This window comes from Actinomyces sp. ph3, assembly GCF_000308055.1.
Lineage (GTDB): Bacteria > Actinomycetota > Actinomycetes > Actinomycetales > Actinomycetaceae > Pauljensenia.
In genome coordinates this window covers 1-1,622 of the sequence record NZ_CAGY01000009.1, presented here as the reverse complement: position 1 = coordinate 1,622, position 1,622 = coordinate 1, and the positions used below count along the sequence as shown (strand labels likewise).

Below are 1,622 nucleotides of genomic sequence, written 5' to 3'. Positions count from 1 at the left end.
AGCGTCAAAATGTAGGCACAAGAAACACACACCCAACCAAACAGCTAAGTGCGCATCCCCAATTTACGGGCTCCCTAGAAAGGAGGTGATCCAGCCGCACCTTCCGGTACGGCTACCTTGTTACGACTTCGTCCCAATCGCCAATCCCACCTTCGACCACTCCCCCCGCAAAAACGGTTAGGCCATGGGCTTCGGGTGTTACCAACTTTCGTGACGTGACGGGCGGTGTGTACAAGGCCCGAGAACGTATTCACCGCAGCGTTGCTGATCTGCGATTACTAGCGACTCCACCTTCATGGGGTCGAGTTGCAGACCCCAATCCGAACTGAGACCGGCTTTAAGGGATTCGCTCCACCTCACGATTTCGCAACCCTCTGTACCAGCCATTGTAGCATGCGTGAAGCCCAAGACATAAGGGGCATGATGATTTGACGTCATCCCCACCTTCCTCCGAGTTAACCCCGGCAGTCCCCCACGAGTCCCCACCATAACGTGCTGGCAACATAGGGCAAGGGTTGCGCTCGTTGCGGGACTTAACCCAACATCTCACGACACGAGCTGACGACAACCATGCACCACCTGCACACGACCAACTAAATGCCACCACATCTCTGCAGTGCCGCCGTGCATGTCAAGCCTTGGTAAGGTTCTTCGCGTTGCATCGAATTAATCCGCATGCTCCGCCGCTTGTGCGGGCCCCCGTCAATTCCTTTGAGTTTTAGCCTTGCGGCCGTACTCCCCAGGCGGGGCACTTAAAGCGTTAGCTACGGCGCAGAAACCACGGGTGGCCCCCACACCTAGTGCCCAACGTTTACAGCGTGGACTACCAGGGTATCTAATCCTGTTCGCTCCCCACGCTTTCGCTCCTCAGCGTCAGTAACGGCCCAGAGACCCGCCTTCGCCACCGGTGTTCTTCCTGATATCTGCGCATTCCACCGCTACACCAGGAGTTCCAGTCTCCCCTACCGCACTCAAGCCTGCCCGTACCCACCGCACGCCCCCAGTTAAGCCAGAGGATTTCACGGCAGACGCGACAAACCGCCTACAAGCCCTTTACGCCCAATAATTCCGGACAACGCTCGCACCCTACGTATTACCGCGGCTGCTGGCACGTAGTTAGCCGGTGCTTCTTTACCCACTACCCTCACCACAACCATTGTTGCGGCTTGACCATGAGCGAAAGAGGTTTACAACCCGAAGGCCTCCATCCCTCACGCGGCGTCGCTGCATCAGGCTTTCGCCCATTGTGCAATATTCCCCACTGCTGCCTCCCGTAGGAGTCTGGGCCGTATCTCAGTCCCAATGTGACCGGTCACCCTCTCAGGCCGGTTACCCGTCAAAGCCTTGGTAAGCCATCACCCCACCAACAAGCTGATAGGCCGCGAGCCCATCCCCCACCAGAAAAAACCTTTCCACCACCCCCCATGCGAAGGACAGTGAATACCCGGTATTAGCAGCCGTTTCCGACCGTTATCCCAAAGAAGGGGGCAGGTTACTCACGTGTTACTCACCCGTTCGCCACTCATCCAACCCAGCAAGCTGGGCCTTCAGCGTTCGACTTGCATGTGTTAAGCACGCCGCCAGCGTTCGTCCTGAGCCAGGATCAAACTCTCCGAACAAAA

General features: G+C 57.2%; 1 rRNA gene. It reads right to left on the bottom strand.

From position 1 onward, the window contains the following. Positions 1–78: 78 nt before the first annotated feature. Positions 79–1,619: ribosomal RNA gene (locus HGAS_RS08315) — 16S ribosomal RNA — on the bottom strand. Positions 1,620–1,622 lie beyond the last annotated feature (3 nt).